The following is a 16,753-nucleotide window of genomic DNA, read 5'->3' on the forward strand; positions in this document are numbered from 1 at the left end:
ATATTTCCACCGCGGTGATTATAAAATCACCGCCTTCCTGCCATTTTTGTGGATAACACGCACCGGCTGTTAACCGGGGTAATGCGCCATGATCCACTGTTGGGCTTCAGCGCTGACTTGCTTGGCTTTTTTATTGTGCGTGTCGATGGGAGGGCTGATACGCAGTGTGATCGTGCCGGGGTAACGCACCCAGGTTTTGCGGGGCCAGCAATCACCACTGTTATGGCTCAAGGCAATGACAGGCACCCCGGCCTGCGTGGCCAGCATGCTGCCACCGTGGTTGAACTTGCCATGGGTACCTGGGGCTTGTCGGGAGCCTTCCGGGAAAATCACCACCCGCAGTCCACGTTTGAGACGCTGCTTACCCTGGGACAGCACCGATTTTAACGCGGCCTTGCCATCGCTGCGGTTAATACGAATGGGATTAAGCAGTGCCAGCCCCCAGCCAAAGAATGGTATCCACAGCAGTTCCCGTTTCAGCACCGTGGCCTGAGGGCTGATCAGTACCTGCAGGTAAAAGGTTTCCCAGCTGCTTTGGTGGTTAGCAAGAATGACACAGGGGGCATCCGTCAGATGTTCCTGCCCTTCTATCTTCACGGTGATGCGATTCAGGTGCTGGTCCAGCCACATGGCAAAACGGGTCCACAGGTTGATAAACCGGTGGCGGGTGCGAAGTGGCAGGAAGGGGCCAATCAGGACACAGAGGAAACTGTGGAAAATACCGGCAAGGTTGTACAGCACGAAAAACAGCGCGCTGCGGACCTTGATCGACAGCGACGGTGGCGCGTGCTGGGTCATGCCTAATCCTTCAAGGTGTGATCAACAAAGTCAGCCAGTGAGTCGTAAATGGCAACCGGGCCCAGGGATTCAGGCAGACCTTTTTCCAGGGTCTGGTTCCCTTTGCCGGTTCGCACCAGTACCGGTGTGCAATGGCGAGCGACTCCCGCTTCAAGATCCCTAAGGCTATCACCAATCAGGGGCGCACCGGTGACATCGCCATACTCGGTAACAATCTGGTCGATCAGGCCTGGCAGCGGCTTGCGACAATCACAGCCGTCATCGGGCCCGTGGGGACAATAGACGATCTTGCCCAGTGCACCGCCCTGCTCCGCCACCAACTCACGCAGGCGCGCGTGCATGGCATCCAGGGTGGCCACATCATAATAGCCACGGCCAATGCCGGACTGGTTGGTCGCCACCGTGACGGTATACCCCGCCTTGCTCAACCGGGCGATGGCCTCGATGCTGCCGGGGATGGGAATCCACTCGTCCACGGTCTTGATGTAGGCATCGGAGTCCTCGTTGATGACCCCGTCGCGATCCAGAATGATGAGTTTGTTCATGGATGAAGATCCCTTTCTTTACCGTAGGAGCGTCGCTGGCGGCGCGATGCCAAACGTTAGGTTAGCGACGCTACGGTGATATACACAAAGGCCGCTGATTAAGCGGCCTTTGATTTAGCGTGTTGCATGAAGCGTCGGGCGTGTTGCGTCTCTTATTCCTGCAACAAACTGATATCCGCCACGTTCAGGAACAGGTCGCGCAGGAACGCCAGCAGCGCCAGTCGGTTATTGCGCACCGCTTCATCCTCCGCCATCACCATGACGGTATCAAAGAAGGCATCCACCGGCTCGCGCAGGTCTGCCAGCATTTCCAGCACGCTGGCGTAGTCGCCGGCTTCCAGCAGTTCATAGGACTGTTCGAACGCGGCCACTACCATGTTGGTGAGCGTTTGTTCAGCCTCGTCTTCCAGCAGGGCGCCGTCAATTTCTTCCGGCGGTGCGCTGTCCAGCTTGGCGAGAATATTGGATACCCGCTTGTTGGCGGCAGCCAGCGCCTGGGCTTCTTCGCGTTGCTGGAAGGCGGCCACGGCTTTTACTCGACGGTCGAAATCCAGTGGTTTGCGACAGGCCTCGTCGATGGCCAATACCGAGAGAATCACCGGCGTGGCAATGCCCTGTTCCTGGTAGATGGCGCGATAGCGACCCTTGATAAAGTCGAAGGCGTCTTCCACTTGGTTGGCATCGATGCGCTCGCCCAGTTGGGCGGCGGCCTGGTCCAGCAGTTCGCGCAGGTCCAGGGCCAGTTCATTTTCAATAATGATGCGCAGCACGCCGAGGGTGGCGCGACGCAGCGCGTAGGGGTCCTTGGTACCGCTGGGTTTCTGGCCGATACCGAAGATGCCCACCAGGGTATCGATCTTGTCGGCCAGGGAAACCGCCATGCCGGTTTTGCTCTGCGGCAAGGTGTCGCCGGCAAAGCGCGGCAGGTATTGCTCATACAGGGCCTTGGCCACGTCGTCTGGCTGGCCTTCGCGCTGGGCCAGGTAGAAGCCCATGATGCCCTGCATGGTATCGAACTCGCCGACCATTTCGCTGTTCAGGTCGGCCTTGCTCAGTTCGCCGGCCAGCTTGGCGTTGTCTGCGTTACCACCGATTTGCCCGGCAATCACGGCGGCCAGGCTGCCGATGCGTTGGCATTTGTCGGCCACGGTGCCCAACTGTTGCTGAAATACCACATTGGCCAGCCCTTCGGCGTGCTGGGCCAGGGTGCGCTTGCAATCGTTGTCGTAGAAGAAGGCAGCATCGGCCAGTCGTGGGCGGATAACCTTCTCGTTGCCGTGGATCACCTGCTGGGGATCCTTGGACTGGATATTGCTGATGGTAATAAAGCGCGGCATCAGCTTGCCGTCAGCATCCAGCACCGAGAAGTATTTCTGGTGCTCTTCCATGGCACTGATCAACGCTTCCTGGGGAACCCGCAGGAAGTCGTCATCGAAGCTGCCCATGAGTGCTTCGGGCCATTCCACCAGAGCGGTGACTTCGTTGAGCAGGTCCGGGTCGATCTGGGCGACACCGCCCGCCTTTTTACCAGCCGCCAGGGTTTGCTCTTCGATCATGGTTTTACGGCGATCAAAGTCAGCGAGGACGTGGCCGTCTTGTTCGATGCGCTGGGCATACTCGCCGGCGGTTGCCAGGTCGATAGCGCCCGGAGCATGGAAACGGTGGCCGTAGCTGGTGCGGCCGGATTGCAGGTCCAGCAATTCGAAGGGAATGACTTCGTCACCAAACAACGCCACCAGCCAGTGGGCCGGGCGCACAAACTGCACCTTGCGTTTACCCCAGCGCATACGCTTGGGGATTGGCAGTTTCTGGATGGCCTGGGTGAAAAAGGTCGGAACCAGTTCGGCGGCGCTTTTACCCTTCTCGGTAATCTGCGCCACCAGGCGCTCGCCCTTGCCGGTGTCCTGACGACCCAGCTGGTCCACGGTCAGGCCCAGTGAGGCGGCAAAACCCTGGGCGGCTTTGGTCGGGTTGCCGTCGTTGTCGAAGGCAGCCTGAACGGCGGGACCCTGGCGTTCAATATCGCGATCGGCCTGTTTCTCGTCCAGGTCGCGCACCAGCAACGCCAGCCGGCGAGGGGCGGCAAAGCGTTCCACGTTACCGTGGTTGAGGCCGGCCTCATCCAGTTGGCGCACAAATTCGTCGGTGAGCGCGGCACTCAGTGATGCCAGCGCTTTCGGGGGCAGCTCTTCGGTGCCCAGTTCAATCAGCAAATCCCGGGACATTATTGCTTCCCCTTCTTTCTATCGCCTTTCTCGGCGGCGCCTTTTTTAGCGGCCTTGTCATCCTGTTTTTGCAGCTCTGCCATCACTTCTTCGCGAATGCTGTCATCGGCCATGGGGAAGCCCAGCGAACGGCGCTTGTCGAAATAGGCCTGGGCCACGGCCCGGGCCAGGGTGCGCACACGCAAAATAAAGCGTTGGCGTTCGGTGACCGAAATGGCCTTGCGGGCATCCAGCAGGTTAAAGGTGTGGGAGGCTTTCAGGACGTATTCGTAGGCAGGCAATGGCAGGCCGGCGTCGATCAGCTTGGTGGACTCGCCCTCGAACAAATCGAACTGCTTGAACAGCTCGTCCACATTGGCGTGTTCAAAGTTGAAGGTGGACATCTCCACTTCGTTCTGCAGGAACACATCGCCGTAGCTGACCTTGCCGAAGGGGCCGTCGGACCACACCAGGTCGTAGACCGAATCCACGCCCTGGATGTACATGGCCAGGCGCTCCAGGCCGTAGGTGATTTCCCCGGTGACCGGATAGCAGTCGATGCCGCCCACCTGCTGGAAATAGGTGAACTGGGTGACTTCCATGCCGTTGAGCCACACTTCCCAGCCCAGACCCCAGGCACCCAGCGTGGGCGATTCCCAGTTGTCTTCCACAAAGCGGATATCGTGCACCAGCGGATCAAAGCCGAGCATACGCAGCGACCCCAGATACAGCTCCTGGATATTGTCCGGCGATGGCTTCAATACCACCTGGAACTGGTAATAGTGCTGCAGCCGGTTGGGGTTTTCCCCGTAGCGGCCGTCGGTGGGCCGGCGAGACGGCTGCACATAGGCACTGTTCCAGTTTTCCGGGCCGATGGCGCGCAGGAAGGTGGAGGGGTGAAAGGTGCCCGCGCCCACTTCCATGTCCAGTGGCTGTACAACGACACAGCCCTGCTCTGCCCAGTATTGTTGCAGGGCCAGAATCAGGCCCTGAAAGGTCAAAATATCCGTTTGCGGTTGTTCCGCCATGGTGAATCCTGTTATTCGGTAATGGTGTTCCGGTCCCAGCTCGTCGCGAGAGATTGCCGCGAAAGGCGCCAAGTATACCGGCCCCGCCCGGTCGGTGATACCGGTGGCGGCCCCGGCAGGATACTGACAGCACGGTGTCAGTAGCTTGGCGCTAGAATGCGGATCGGGAACGGCGGAAGATAAGTGCCGCGTCAGGTTAACTACAGGGAAGGATCATGCGTCGAGCAGAGCGCCTGTTTCAGATCGTGCAGGTCATCGGGGCCAGCCAGTGGACCACCGCCCAGGCGCTGGCCGAGCGGCTGCAGGTGTCCGAGCGCACCATTTACCGGGATGTGGACCATTTGTCGGCCAGCGGCGTGCCGCTGTATTCCCAGGCGGGAAAAGGCTACGCCCTGCTGGAAGGCTATCAGCTGCCGCCGTTGATGTTCAGCGTGGAAGAATGGCAGGCCCTGCTGACCGGTCTGTCCATGGCCCAGGGCTGGGCCGGTCAACGCCAGGCCGAGGCTCTGCGTGCGGTGCAGGAAAAGCTGGCCATGGCGGTGCCCAGCCATCTGCGCGCGCTGGCCTCGCCGGTGTCGGCCCCGGCCTTGCCGGAACGGCGCATGCTCGGGGCGTTGCTGGATCCGCTGCAACGGGCCATTCGCGAACGCAGCAAGGTGCGGGTGCATTATCGTGACGTTCAGGAGCAGTTCAGCAAACGGGTCATCTGGCCGCTGGGGCTGTATTTCTGGGGCCACTGCTGGACGCTGGTGGGCTGGTGTGAATTGCGCAAAGCGTTTCGCCATTTCCGGGTGGACCGTATCGTGATTCTGCAGACCCTGGGAGATCGTTATCCCCATCTGCCCGGCCACACCCTGGCCGATTATGAAGCCGCCATGGATGCGCGGTGTACCGATCCACAGACCGCCGTCGAGGAGAAAACACCATCATGAACGACCGTTGCCCCTGGTGCGGGGATGATCCGCTTTATCAGCACTACCACGACCATGAGTGGGGCGTGCCGGACCATGACGACCGGAGCCTGTTCGAGTGCCTGAATCTGGAGGGCGCCCAGGCCGGATTGAGCTGGATTACGGTGCTGCGTAAACGGGAACATTACCGGCAGGTGTTCGATGGCTTCGATGCCGAGAAGGTGGCGCGTTATGACGAGGCCAAGGTGGCCGCGTTACTGGCCGACCCGGGGATTATCCGCAACCGCCTGAAAGTGGCGGCGACCATCGGTAACGCCCAGGCGTACCTGACCCTGCGTGATGAGGGCCTGACCTTGAGTGATTTCCTCTGGGATTTTGTCGACGGCAGCCCGCAGATCAACCACTTCCGCAGCCTCAAGGAGGTACCGGCCACCACCCCGGTGGCCGAGGCCATGAGCAAGGCCCTGAAAAAACGCGGCTTCCGCTTTGTCGGCCCCACCATCGTCTATGCTTTCATGCAGGCCACCGGCATGGTCAATGACCACCTTACCAGCTGCCCGCGGCACCGGGATCTCATGTAGCGGCTAAACCTGTTTCTGCGGGAGGCTGCTGCCCGAGCTGTTTCGCAGCTCCTACAACTGAGCTTCATAGCTCCTGAAAAGTTGGTACACCCCTTGCTGAGGTTGTCCTCACAAGGAGAGTGTTATGAACAATCACAAGCCGATAGCCATTATTCAAACCGGACACACCTACCCGCAAATTCGCGAGCATTACGGTGATTTCGATGACTGGATTGCCCAGGGACTGGGCCTGTCATTACCGGTCATAAAGGTGGATGCCACCGATGAGCGTCCGCTGCCTGCTCCGGCATCGCTGGCGGGGGTGGTGATTACTGGCTCCCATGCCATGGTGACTGAAGCACAGCCGTGGATGCGGCAGCTGGCGCACTGGCTGTTTGCCACGCTACACAGCACCCCGCAGTTACCCGTGCTGGGTCTGTGTTTTGGCCACCAGTTGCTGGCCCAGGCCCTGGGCGGAGAGGTTGCGGATAATCCGCTGGGGATGGAAATGGGCACGGTGCCGTTACGGTTCACCCCGGCGGGGTATCAGGATCCGTTGCTGGGCGCCATGGTGGGTCACCCGTGGGCGCAAGTGGTGCATAAACAGTCAGTGCTTACTTCGCCGCCAGGCTGCACCGTGCTGGCCAGTAACGTGCATGATGCCTGTCAGGCCTTCCGCTATGGCGAGCGGGCATGGGGGGTGCAGTTCCACCCGGAATTCAGTGCCGATGTGATGCGCGCCTACCTGCAGGCCTTGAGTGGCGACAGCCTGAGCCAGCAGCAGGTGGATGCGCATCTGCAGGAGGTACGTGAATGCCACGATGCCAGCGCCATCCTCGCGCGCTTCGCCCAGCTCACCCTGGCGCAGGTGGCGTAGCGATATTGTGCGGCAGAGCGCCGCCAGCGACGCTCCTGCCGATCGACGGGTTACTGGTTCGAGTTTCCGAACACCGCGCCGATCAGCGCACTACCCTGCTGCATGGGGTTCTGGCGAATCAGGGTTTCCTGCTGGCCGATGCGGGTATAGAGCTGGTCCATGCTGTTGTCGATGACGTAACTTTCCAGGTCCAGATTGGGCTTGTTAGTAAGTGGTAACTTATCGTAGGCACCAAGCAATGTCTGATACTGGTCGTAGAAACCGGTCTTGCGCAGGTTCTCTTCCACAATCGGCTGGAAGCGCTGGCGCAGGCTGTTTTCGGTCTCCCCGCGGAAATATTGGGTCGCCGCCGTATCGCCCCCCTGAATGATCCCCAGGGCGTCATCCACACTCATGGCATTGATGGCGTTCTTGAATACCGGTGCACCGGAGGCCACCGCCTTTTCTGCCCCGCGATTCATGGCCGTTTCCAACTGATCCACGTAACTGCCAAGGCCAAATTTACGCAACGTATCGGTCACCGGATCGGCAGCCTTGGGGAGCTTCAGGTTCATGGCCCCTTCCTGGGACAGCTGGTTGGCGGCCACATCCGTTCCCTTGATCAGGGCTTCCTTAATGCCGGCGGCCAGCTTTTCATCGGTGTTGTAACCGGCATTCTTGGCCATCTGATTACCCATATTGATCCAGGGCATGGCCGATTCCATGTGCTGACAGCCTGCCAGCGCCAGGCCCAGAGCAAGAGGAAGTAGTTTCTTCACGGTGTTCTCCTTGTTGTTGCCGGGCATGCTACTGCATGGGCGGGGGCGGCTAAACACTTCTTGAGTGGAAAGTTTAAAGTTCAAAGTTTAAACGCGGACAAGGCCTTATCGTCGATAAAACGATTTTCACCGCGGTTAGGGTATCAGCGGTTGCGCGGGCACGGGCTTTCAGGGCCCAATGACCTGACTCGCGCTTTTCAACTTTAAACGTTCAACTCGCTCCTGCTTTTATGACCGACGACGATTACCGCGAACAGCACAAACAGCGCCTTGCCTACATGCCCTGGCTGTACGGGCGATTGAAGCCAAAGCACCGGGCCTGGGCTGAACCCTGGCAACAGGGGATCCAGCAACGGTTGATGGCGTTGGAGACAGTGCACCTTGGTGAAAATTGCTTTGTGGCGCCCCAGGCGGCTCTGTTCGCCGAGCCGGGTCGCGATATTATCGTGGGAGGTGGCTGCCAGATCGCTGCTGATTGCGTCATTCACGGCCCTGTTCGGCTGGGTCAGCGCGTTAGCCTCAACCACCATGTAAGCCTGGAAGGGGGCGCGGCGGGTATCGACATTGGTGATGACACCCGCATTGCCGCGTATTGCACCCTCTTTGCTTTCAATCATGGCATGAATGCGGACCGGCGGGTGCGCGAGCAGCCAGTGAGTTCCCGGGGAATTCGCATTGGCTGTGACGTCTGGATCGGCGCCCGTGCGGGCATCGTTGATGGCGTTACCCTGGGGGACCATGCCGTGGTGGGCATGGGGGCGGTGGTTACCCGTGATGTGCCGCCCTGGACCATCGTTGCCGGCAACCCCGCCCGCCCGATTGGCCGTCGTCCGGGCGCCCCGCCACTGCCATCTTCTTGAACACCTTGTGTCATACCCGGTAACAGTCGCTTTATTGAACGGTGTTTAGTTCTTGTGGTTAATTGAACGCCGTTAAACAAACAATAACGACTGAGAGGAAAACCCATGGACGAGAGCGCGATTCAGCGACATTCCGGTGGCTGGTTGTTTTATGTCAAAGCCGCTTTTGGCATCAGCCTGGGCCTGATGATTCTGGGCATTGTGTGGTTGCCCACGGACCTGTGGATCAAGGGGTACCTGGTGATGGGCAGCATGTTTGTGGTGGGTTCCACCATCACCCTGGCAAAAACCCTGCGTGATGATCACGAGGCACGCCGACTGGTTAACCGGATCAGTGAAGCCAAGACCGAACGGTTGCTCAAGGAATATACGGAATAGAACGCTGGATGCCTGATGCCGGATGCCAGACAAGGCAAAACCACAGGCCCAATGAACAAAGGGAGAACAACAATGGGTACAGCCTGGAACAAACTGAAAACGGTGATGCGTGGCCAGGCCCGCGTCAGCATGGAACGGCTTGTCGACGCTAACGACATGCTGTTGCTGGATCAGCAATTATACGAAACCGAACATGCGCTACGGGATGCACGCCGCCAGCTGGCGCGCCTGAAAGCCGAACAGAAACGAAACCGTGAGCGAAGCGAACAGTTAACGCGCCAGCAAGAACACTACGAAGCGGGTGCCCGGCAGGCAATGGCCCATGAGGAACAGGGTCTGGCGCTGGACATTGGTCAGCGGTTGGCAGAATTGGAAGCACAGCAGGCTCGCCTGGAACAACAAGGGGTGTCACTGGGCCAACAGGAAAATGAATTCCAGCGCTTTATTCAACAGGCCGCAGAGCAGCTGAGAAGCTTGCGCCATGAACAGTCCATGGCCCGCACCCAGGAAGCCTTGTTCGGTCAGGCTGAGGCGCGCCAGCAACAGGGGCGGGGTTTGGCACAACGTCTGACCGACAGCCAGCAGACATTGCTACAGATTCAACAACGGCAGGAAGAATGCCGGTGGTTGTGGCAAAGTGAGATCCATTGTCGCGATCAGCCCGGCTCATTCCCGGGTGACAGCCTGGACCAGCGCATGGCAGAAGCGGGTATTGGTGACAGCCGCAGTCAGCGGGCCAAGGAGATTCTGCAACGCCTGAGCCGGGACTAAAGGCGCGCGGGCAAGAGCGGCGCTACGACATGCCTTTGCCGGGCTATCGTATTGTCATTTCTTGCCTGGGCAGCAACTGAAACAACAACGACTATTGAGCATTAACATGGCACGCCGAAACCAACATAGCCGCGAAGAATTACAGGCCCTGGCAATCGATGCCGTGCGTGAGCTGGTCGCGGAGCATGGACTGGCCAAACTCAGTGTTCGCAAGGTGGCTGAAAAAATACGCTATACCCCGGGCATGCTCTATCACGTCTTCGCCAATCTGGATGACCTGATCCTGCACGCCAATGCGGCCACCCTCGACACCTTGTTGGCGGACATGAAGGCATCAGCGGATCTGGCCCCCTCCCGGGCCTTGCATCAGATGGCTAGCGCCTACCTGTCCCTGGCGCGCACGCAAACCGCTCTGTGGCAGATGGTCTTTATGCACCGTATGCAACATGCGGCGCCGGTGCCGCCCTGGTATCAGCAGCGCACGGCGCAATTGTTTGAGCGGGTAGAACAGCAAATGGCCCGGATGGCAGACCAGCAGTCCACCGAGGCGATCCATCTGGCAGCCCGAACCCTGTGGAGCAGTGTCCATGGTATCGCGGTACTGGCGGCAGAAAACAAACTGGAAGTGGCCGGCGACGTGGATGAACAGGCCATGCTGGATTCGTTGCTGGAAAACTATCTGAAAAGCTGGGCGAGGGAGAGTTGAAAGTTCAAAGTTGCAACGCGAACGATGTTCTACATTACGGCAAATGTAGTGCCCGCGTTCATGGGCAGTGGCGCGGGCAGAGCTTTCCAGAATCTGACAATCAGGATCGCGTTTTTTAAACTTTGAACGTTGAACTCAAACCCGAACAAAAACCAAGGGCGAAAAAATGCAGAAAGGGTTGTTTTCATTATTGGCTTCACGGCGTTTTGGGCCGTTTTTCTTTACCCAGTTTTTGGGGGCTTTCAACGACAACGTATTTCGCCAGGCGCTGATCCTGCTGATTGCTTCCGGTGTGGTTAGCACCGTCAGTGTTAACACCCTGAATAATGTCGCGCTGGCACTGTTTATTGTGCCGTTCTTTTTGTTTTCCGCACTGGCCGGGCAAGTGGCAGACAAGTACGACAAGGCCACCCTGGTGCGCAAGATCAAGATGGTGGAAGTGTTCATCATGTCTGCTGCCGCAGTAGGTTTCTTTTTTGATGGCGTTTATTTCCTGTTGGCCGTGCTGTTTTGCATGGGCCTGCAATCCACCTTTTTCGGGCCGATTAAATATTCGATTATCCCCCAGCACCTGACCGACAAGGAGCTGGTATCCGGTAATGCGTTGGTAGAAATGGGCACCTTCCTGGCGATCCTGCTGGGCTCCATTTCCGGCGTGTTGCTGAAGATGGATGGCGTGGGTGACGGCGTCGTCGCCATGACCGTGGTGGGGTTGGCGTTGCTGGGCTATTTAGCCGCTAGGGGAATCCCTGCCGCCCCGGCTGCGGATGCGTCAATCAAGATCAACTGGAATTTGTGGAAAGAAACCTGGCACATCGTCGGCTATGCACGGGAAGTGAAATCCGTATGGATGTGTGTGCTGGCCATTTCCTGGTTCTGGTTCATGGGCGCGGCCTACACCACCCAGCTCAAGGTCTATGTGGACGATTACCTGTTCGGCACCGATGGTTTGTACGCCCTGCTTCTGGGCACCTTTTCCGTGGGGATTGGATTGGGTTCATTCCTGTGTGAAAAACTCTCCGGGAAACGGGTGGAGCTGGGGCTGGTGCCGTTGGGGTCCATTGGCCTGAGCGTATTCGGTATCGATTTGTTCTTCTCCTATGCCGGGTTGGCAGGCGTGGGGCAGGTAACGGATAACACCATCGGCATTGCCAGTTTCCTGCAGCAGACCGGTGGTTACCGGGTGTTGATGGACCTGCTTGGTATCGGGGTGTTCGGCGGTTTCTATATCGTGCCGCTGTTTGCCTTTATCCAGCACCGGGCCAACCCCAAGCACCTGTCACGGATCATCGCCGCCAACAATATTCTCAATGCCCTGCTGATGGTGTTGTCAGCGGTGGCGGGGATTGTGCTGATCGGATTGCTGGAACTGACTGTGCCACAGTTTTTCCTGGCCCTGGCGCTGACCAATATTCTGGTGGCCTCCTACATTTACACCGTGGTGCCGGAATTCCTGATCCGCTTGCTGGTGTGGATGCTCACCCACACCATGTACCGGGTAAAACACACGGGCATGGACAATATTCCTGACGAAGGCCCCTGCATGCTGGTCTGCAATCACGTCAGTTATGTGGATGCCCTGTTGCTGGGGGGCGCCATTCGCCGCCCGGTCCGGTTTGTCATGTTTAAACCGATCTATGACATGCCATTGCTCAATTATATTTTCCGCACCGGCAAGACCATCCCGATTGACTCGAAAACCCGCAACCCGGAGATTTACCAGCAGGCGTTTGAGCGTATCCGGGAAGAATTGGCCGCTGGAGAAGTGGTCTGTATCTTCCCGGAAGGGCGGTTGACCGAAGACGGTGAGATCGATGAATTCCGCGCCGGTATTGAGAAAATTGTCAGTGACAGCCCGGTGCCGGTGATCCCCATGGCCCTGTCGGGGTTGTGGGGGAGCTTTTTCAGCCACAAGGGCGGCAAGGCCCTGACCCGTCTGCCCCGCCGTTTCTGGTCGCGTATCAAACTGGCCGTTGGCACCGGTGTGCCTCCCCAGGACGTGCAGGCCGGCGATCTGCGTGAACGGGTGCTGGCCCTGCGCGAGCGCCCCTGATTCAGCCTGGCGGGCAGGTCGGTTGCGTAAAACATACGCACAGTAACTTGCAGTCAGTTAAAAAGACCGGACACTCAATAATAAAGGGCGCTGTGTATCCTTTGCGGGTATGGATGGAACGTAAGCCAGGTGGCGCCCACAACGACAATAACAACAGGGAACGAATGTGTCTGACTCCCCCCTCTCGCCCGCTTCGCTGCGGACGCGAATCCAGCAGCTGTTGTTGCAGCTGCCTCCGGTACAACGGGCAGACGCCCGTTACCACGAGGTGGAGCAGGAGCTGCTTCACGGCTTGAAGCATCGCCTGGAATCGCTCAATGAGCCCGGTGAGCTGGAAGGCCCGCCGCACAGCTTGCACGAGTTGCTGGATGTGTCCATGGAGCAAAGTGTTTCCCAGGCCCAGGCCATGTTGTTGCAGCGCCAGCTGGAGCAGCTCACCGCGGATGAGGCACGGTTGCTGGCTGCGCTTTCTGACGGCAGTGCCTTTCCCCTGCTGACGGTACAAAGCGGTGGGCGTTTCTCCCGTGGCGAAGTGCTGCATCGTTATTCCAACGTGGGCCGGGCCGCCGGGATTCAGTGCAATGACTTTATTGCCCTGTACCTGAGCCGGTTGTTTGCCCAGGGCCTGGTGATTGCCAGCGCGTTCACCGAGTCCCTGCGCACGGATTACGAGCTGTGCGAAGGCGATAGCGGTTTCCGCTCAGCGGAAGCCGAGCTGAAAACCCACCTGCCAAAACTGTCCACCCGCCGGGAAACCCTGCGAATCAGTCCATTGGGTCGTCAGCTGTGGGCGTTGATGACCATCCCTGCGGACGTTGAGGAGTAGCCCGTGATTACCGATCTGGATTTGATTCTGGCCGACTTGCAGGCTAACTGGATACTGTATCTGTCCATGCCGTTTGTGGCGGCGGCGATTGGTTATGGCACCAAGGTGGTGGCCATCAAGATGATGTTCAAGCCACTGAAGTTTGTCGGCTGGCGTCCTTTTTTTGGCTGGCAGGGCATCGTGCCCAGCAAGGCGGCCACCATGGCCAGCATTGCCTGCGATTTGATGATGGAACGGTTGCTGAAACCGGAGGACGTGTTCAACAAGCTCGATCCTCACCGGGTGGCGGAGGAAATTCGTGATCCGCTGATCCGATCAGTGGAAGACATCACCCGGGAAGTGGCGGCGGAATATCAGCCGGGCCTGTGGGAAGCGGCACCGGAATCAGTGAAACGGCTGATCATCCAGCGGATCCAGAATGAAGCACCCCACATGGTCGAGCAGATCATGGAAGACATCAAAAGCAATATTACCCGGGTGTTTGACCTCAAGGATCTGGTGATCAATGCGTTGGTGCGCGACAAGGAATTGCTCAACCGGGTGTTTCTGGAAGCCGGCCACGTGGAATTCAAGTTCATCCGTAATTCTGGCATCTATTTCGGTTTTGCCATCGGCATCATTCAGGCGGTGGTGTGGGCCTTTACCCACAACATCTGGGTGATTCCCCTGTTCGGGTTGTTCACCGGCTGGTTCACCGACTGGCTGGCGCTGAAAATGATCTTTAACCCCAAACAGCCGGTGCGCTATCTGGGCCTGTTCGAATGGCAGGGCTTGTTCCTCAAGCGGCGCAAGCAGGTTGCTGCCCGTTACGGGGAGTTGGTCGCCAGTGAAATCGTTACCCCGGCAGCGGTGATCGAAGCCATTCTCAAGGGCCCCATGTCGGACCGTCTGTTCGGCCTGGTGCAAAAGCAGGTGCAGCGAACCCTGGATGAGCAGTCAGGGTTCGCCAAGCCGCTGGTCGTCTTTGCTGTTGGCAGCACCAAATACCAGGAAATGAAGCGCTCGGTGTCGGAAAAGGTCATGCAGCATTTGCCGGAAACCCTCAGTCACATGGAGGCGTATGCGGAAGAAGCCATGGACCTGAAAAACCTGATGGTGGAGAAAATGCAGGAACTCACAGAGGAAGAATTTGAAGGGTTACTGCGCCCGGCATTCCAACAGGATGAATGGATTCTGATTACCGTGGGGGCGCTGCTGGGGTTCCTGGTCGGCGAGCTCCAGGTGCACGTGATGATCCACTTTGCGGTTCCGGTAGTCTGACGGGACAAGACCATAAGAGCAGGTCGAGATCGGGTCGGCCTGCGCTTCGATTCTTCTCCCAAACCGTGTCTAGATCCATATTGTCTGCACATTTCCCTGCCATGGTTATAGCCTTTACACGAACATCCCCAGGCAGCCCTTGCGCCACCTAACAGGAGAGGTCCATGTCTTTGAACGATTCCCCCAAGCGCTACGGTAGCTTCACTCGATTGCTGCACTGGAGTATGGCGCTGTTGTTGATCTGGCAGTTTCTCTCTGCGTTGGCGCATTACGGATTCGAAGACACGGCGTTTGAATCGTTTTTCTGGCCAACGCACAAACCCCTTGGCTTGATTTTGATTGTGTTGACAGTGATCCGGTTGGGGTGGGCGCTGGTGAATCTGAGTCGGCGCCCGCCTTCTATCAACCTGGCGGCTAAATTGGGGCACGCCGGACTGTATGGATTATTACTGTTGATTCCCGCCCTTGCCCTGCTGCGTCAATACGGCTCCGGTCGTGCATTTGAGCCGTTCGGGCTACCACTGATGTCGGGTTTCGACGGCGACAAGATCGCCTGGATGGTGGAACCGGGTAACCTGCTTCACGGTGTGCTGGGTTGGGTGCTGCTGGCCATGATCGTCGGCCATATCGGTATGGCCCTGCTGCATCGCAAGCAATCCGGGCAGATTAATGTGCTGCCACGCATGTGGGGAAAAGACTGAATCGGGGCCCTGTGCCGGTTTTCGAAATGTAAGACATTGGCCACTACCGTTATTGAAATCGCGCCGTAAAATATGCCCTTCTAAAAATGAGACTGGGGGCATCATGATTACGGAAAAATTGAAGGGGGCAATGCCGTTAGGGCGCGTTGCGGTTGGGGTTATCAGCATTTTGGCGCTGCTTATTGTTGCCAACAAATCCATTTTCTACGCGGAACCGGGTTACGTGTATCACGTGCGTACCATCACCGGGCAGGAAAAGGTGGTGTCGGATGTGGGTTATCAGTTCTTTCTTTTCGGCCGCTGGAATTCCTGGAAACGCGCCCTGACCGTACAGGCGGTGCGGGGTGGCAGTGAAACCCTGGATTACGTGGAAGTGGAGAACTCGGAAACGTCGGCGGCCCTGCCACCGCAGAACATCATGTTCCTGGACCAGGTGGATGCCAATGCCCAGGCCACGGTGCGCTTTACCATTCCCACCGATCAGGAAAGCTTTCTGCACCTGGCCCATGAGTACCGTACGCCAGCGAATCTACTGCGCACGGCGCTGATCCCCGCGTTCAAGGAAACCCTGCAAGCCAATGCGTCGTTGATGAGCGCCGAAGAGTATTACTCCGGCGGGCGTACCGAATTCAATACCGAGTTCGAAAACCAGATGATCAATGGTATCTATATTGTTCGTCGTGAAGAAATCAGCCAGAAACGCGTGGGTGAAATCAAAGGTAGTGCCAACGTGGCCATGGGCACCGAACAGCAGGACTACGGCGACGATGCCAAGGTGGTCTTCGTGGTACGCAAGATGCTCGACGATACCGGCGTACCCCGCCGCAAGTCCCAGCGTTTTATTGATTACGGTGTCACTGTGGTGGAAGCCCGGGTGACCCAGATGGATCCCAACCAGCGCTTCGTGGAACGCATGCAGCTCAAGCAGAAAGCCTCTGCAGACCGGGCCATCGCCCGCGAGCAACGGGTGCAGGAAGAAGAACAGCGGCTGCTGGCCATTGCCCGTGGTGAGCGGGAAGTGGCTGAGCGCCAGGCGGAAGCCAAGGTAGACCAGATTCAGCGCACCACGGAAGCGGAAACCGAAAAGCAGCTGGCGATTACCAAGGCACAAAAGCTGAAGGAACAGGCGGAAATTGAAAAACAGACTGCAGAAATCAATCTGGAGAAAGCGCGGGTAGAAGCGGAGACACGTCGCACCCTGGCCGATGCAGAAGCTTACCAGAAGCGGGAAATTCTGCGCGCGGATAACGCCCTGGCCCAGAAGCTGGATGCCGAAATCCAGATTCAGAAGATCTGGGCAGAAGCCTTTGCGCAGCGCAAGGTGCCGCAGTATGTGTTTGGTGGTGGCAGCAATGGCACGCCCACAGGAGCGGATACGGAAACCAAGGCGTTTATGCAGATGTTGACGCTGGATGCGGCCAAGCGCTTGAGTTATGAACGGGACCTGAATAAGTAAGCCCGGCTCGCCGGGTTAGCGCCTTGCTAACTCGGCGTCCTTCTGGTCGTTTTGTTTGGCC

At 58.1% G+C, this 16,753-nt stretch carries 17 protein-coding genes; 12 read left to right on the forward strand and 5 right to left on the reverse strand.

The annotated features are described in order from the left end of the window. Positions 1-69: 69 nt before the first annotated feature. The 4 genes from F1529_RS00815 to glyQ all read right to left on the reverse strand — a co-directional run bounded on the left by F1529_RS00815 (position 70) and on the right by glyQ (position 4,575). Positions 70-798 carry a 1-acyl-sn-glycerol-3-phosphate acyltransferase gene (locus F1529_RS00815; RefSeq protein ID WP_155131220.1) on the reverse strand — a complete coding sequence of 243 codons (729 nt, stop codon included), beginning with the start codon at positions 796-798 and terminating at the stop codon, positions 70-72. Between the two features lie 2 nt (positions 799-800). Next, entirely contained in the window at positions 801-1,343 is a 543-nt protein-coding gene (gene gmhB / locus F1529_RS00820; RefSeq protein WP_007150797.1) for a D-glycero-beta-D-manno-heptose 1,7-bisphosphate 7-phosphatase, read from the reverse strand. Between the two features lie 152 nt (positions 1,344-1,495). Then, complete coding sequence (gene glyS, locus F1529_RS00825) at positions 1,496-3,568, reverse strand: glycine--tRNA ligase subunit beta (RefSeq protein WP_155131223.1); 2,073 nt, start codon at positions 3,566-3,568, stop codon at positions 1,496-1,498. Next, positions 3,568-4,575, reverse strand: coding sequence for a glycine--tRNA ligase subunit alpha (gene glyQ, locus F1529_RS00830; protein ID WP_155131226.1), 1,008 nt, complete (start codon positions 4,573-4,575; stop codon positions 3,568-3,570). Before glyQ ends, glyS begins: the two co-directional genes overlap by 1 nt. A 215-nt stretch (positions 4,576-4,790) precedes the next feature. Between glyQ and F1529_RS00835 the strand changes: the two genes are divergently transcribed. From F1529_RS00835 to F1529_RS00845, 3 genes are all read left to right on the forward strand, one after another. Further along, a complete protein-coding gene (locus F1529_RS00835) occupies positions 4,791-5,507 on the forward strand; it encodes a YafY family protein (RefSeq protein ID WP_155131229.1) in 717 nt (238 codons plus the stop codon). After that, complete coding sequence (locus tag F1529_RS00840; RefSeq protein ID WP_155131232.1) at positions 5,504-6,067, forward strand: DNA-3-methyladenine glycosylase I; 564 nt, start codon at positions 5,504-5,506, stop codon at positions 6,065-6,067. Before F1529_RS00835 ends, F1529_RS00840 begins: the two co-directional genes overlap by 4 nt. 124 nt (positions 6,068-6,191) lie before the next feature. Then, positions 6,192-6,923: a glutamine amidotransferase gene (locus tag F1529_RS00845; protein WP_007149567.1), complete on the forward strand. Its 732-nt coding sequence runs from the start codon at positions 6,192-6,194 to the stop codon at positions 6,921-6,923. A gap of 50 nt (positions 6,924-6,973) precedes the next feature. Here F1529_RS00845 and F1529_RS00850 read toward each other — a convergent pair whose 3' ends face one another. After that, entirely contained in the window at positions 6,974-7,681 is a 708-nt protein-coding gene (locus F1529_RS00850) for a DUF4197 domain-containing protein (RefSeq protein ID WP_370456921.1), read from the reverse strand. 230 nt (positions 7,682-7,911) lie between these two features. On the opposite strand from F1529_RS00850, the gene F1529_RS00855 reads away from it, so the two are divergent. From F1529_RS00855 to F1529_RS00895, 9 genes are all read left to right on the forward strand, one after another. Beyond that, entirely contained in the window at positions 7,912-8,541 is a 630-nt protein-coding gene (locus F1529_RS00855; RefSeq protein WP_155131238.1) for a DapH/DapD/GlmU-related protein, read from the forward strand. Between the two features lie 105 nt (positions 8,542-8,646). Further along, positions 8,647-8,919, forward strand: coding sequence for a YiaA/YiaB family inner membrane protein (locus F1529_RS00860; protein WP_007149258.1), 273 nt, complete (start codon positions 8,647-8,649; stop codon positions 8,917-8,919). A 72-nt stretch (positions 8,920-8,991) separates the two neighbouring features. Further along, positions 8,992-9,690 carry a PspA/IM30 family protein gene (locus tag F1529_RS00865; protein ID WP_155131241.1) on the forward strand — a complete coding sequence of 233 codons (699 nt, stop codon included), beginning with the start codon at positions 8,992-8,994 and terminating at the stop codon, positions 9,688-9,690. Positions 9,691-9,796: 106 nt separating this feature from the next. Beyond that, positions 9,797-10,396: a TetR/AcrR family transcriptional regulator gene (locus tag F1529_RS00870; protein WP_007149083.1), complete on the forward strand. Its 600-nt coding sequence runs from the start codon at positions 9,797-9,799 to the stop codon at positions 10,394-10,396. A gap of 166 nt (positions 10,397-10,562) precedes the next feature. Then, on the forward strand, positions 10,563-12,449 hold the full coding sequence (locus tag F1529_RS00875; protein ID WP_155131244.1) for an MFS transporter: 1,887 nt from the start codon (positions 10,563-10,565) through the stop codon (positions 12,447-12,449). Positions 12,450-12,615: 166 nt separating this feature from the next. Further along, complete coding sequence (locus F1529_RS00880) at positions 12,616-13,275, forward strand: DUF4393 domain-containing protein (protein WP_232211720.1); 660 nt, start codon at positions 12,616-12,618, stop codon at positions 13,273-13,275. A gap of 3 nt (positions 13,276-13,278) precedes the next feature. Continuing rightward, positions 13,279-14,535 (forward strand): hypothetical protein, encoded by a 1,257-nt coding sequence (locus F1529_RS00885; protein ID WP_007148562.1) that lies wholly within the window; start codon positions 13,279-13,281, stop codon positions 14,533-14,535. Between the two features lie 164 nt (positions 14,536-14,699). Further along, positions 14,700-15,236 (forward strand): cytochrome b, encoded by a 537-nt coding sequence (locus tag F1529_RS00890; protein ID WP_039926608.1) that lies wholly within the window; start codon positions 14,700-14,702, stop codon positions 15,234-15,236. A 103-nt stretch (positions 15,237-15,339) separates the two neighbouring features. Then, positions 15,340-16,692 (forward strand): SPFH domain-containing protein, encoded by a 1,353-nt coding sequence (locus tag F1529_RS00895; RefSeq protein WP_007150065.1) that lies wholly within the window; start codon positions 15,340-15,342, stop codon positions 16,690-16,692. Positions 16,693-16,753: the final 61 nt, after the last annotated feature.

Source organism: Alcanivorax sp. VBW004, from assembly GCF_009718865.1.
Taxonomy (GTDB): Bacteria; Pseudomonadota; Gammaproteobacteria; order Pseudomonadales; family Alcanivoracaceae; genus Alcanivorax.

Coding starts and splice junctions, on each gene's coding strand:
- F1529_RS00815 (WP_155131220.1), bottom strand. CDS start 798: ATGACCCAGCACGCGCCACCGTCGCTGTCGATCAAGGTCCGCAGCGCG.
- gmhB (WP_007150797.1), bottom strand. CDS start 1,343: ATGAACAAACTCATCATTCTGGATCGCGACGGGGTCATCAACGAGGAC.
- glyS (WP_155131223.1), bottom strand. CDS start 3,568: ATGTCCCGGGATTTGCTGATTGAACTGGGCACCGAAGAGCTGCCCCCG.
- glyQ (WP_155131226.1), bottom strand. CDS start 4,575: ATGGCGGAACAACCGCAAACGGATATTTTGACCTTTCAGGGCCTGATT.
- F1529_RS00835 (WP_155131229.1), top strand. CDS start 4,791: ATGCGTCGAGCAGAGCGCCTGTTTCAGATCGTGCAGGTCATCGGGGCC.
- F1529_RS00840 (WP_155131232.1), top strand. CDS start 5,504: ATGAACGACCGTTGCCCCTGGTGCGGGGATGATCCGCTTTATCAGCAC.
- F1529_RS00845 (WP_007149567.1), top strand. CDS start 6,192: ATGAACAATCACAAGCCGATAGCCATTATTCAAACCGGACACACCTAC.
- F1529_RS00855 (WP_155131238.1), top strand. CDS start 7,912: ATGACCGACGACGATTACCGCGAACAGCACAAACAGCGCCTTGCCTAC.
- F1529_RS00860 (WP_007149258.1), top strand. CDS start 8,647: ATGGACGAGAGCGCGATTCAGCGACATTCCGGTGGCTGGTTGTTTTAT.
- F1529_RS00865 (WP_155131241.1), top strand. CDS start 8,992: ATGGGTACAGCCTGGAACAAACTGAAAACGGTGATGCGTGGCCAGGCC.
- F1529_RS00870 (WP_007149083.1), top strand. CDS start 9,797: ATGGCACGCCGAAACCAACATAGCCGCGAAGAATTACAGGCCCTGGCA.
- F1529_RS00875 (WP_155131244.1), top strand. CDS start 10,563: ATGCAGAAAGGGTTGTTTTCATTATTGGCTTCACGGCGTTTTGGGCCG.
- F1529_RS00890 (WP_039926608.1), top strand. CDS start 14,700: ATGTCTTTGAACGATTCCCCCAAGCGCTACGGTAGCTTCACTCGATTG.
- F1529_RS00895 (WP_007150065.1), top strand. CDS start 15,340: ATGATTACGGAAAAATTGAAGGGGGCAATGCCGTTAGGGCGCGTTGCG.